This window comes from Neisseria sp. P0008.S010 (assembly GCF_051962715.1).
Classification (GTDB): Bacteria; Pseudomonadota; Gammaproteobacteria; order Burkholderiales; family Neisseriaceae; genus Neisseria; species Neisseria elongata.
Map to the genome: position 1 here is coordinate 1 of NZ_JBQCVA010000393.1, position 245 is coordinate 245.

At 55.5% G+C, this 245-nt stretch carries 1 rRNA gene; it reads left to right on the plus strand.

From position 1 onward, the window contains the following. Positions 1–245 (plus strand): 16S ribosomal RNA (locus ACTHSL_RS14045); the annotation flags it as partial.

Below are 245 nucleotides of genomic sequence, written 5' to 3' on the forward strand. Positions count from 1 at the left end.
TTACTGGGCGTAAAGGGTGCGTAGGCGGCTTTTTAAGTCGGATGTGAAATCCCCGGGCTTAACCTGGGAATGGCATACGATACTGGGGAGCTAGAGTTTGGGAGAGGGTGGTGGAATTCCCGGTGTAGCGGTGAAATGCGTAGAGATCGGGAGGAACATCCGTGGCGAAGGCGGCTCTCTGGACCAGCACTGACGTTGAGGCACGAAAGCGTGGGGAGCAAACAGGATTAGATACCCCTGTAGTC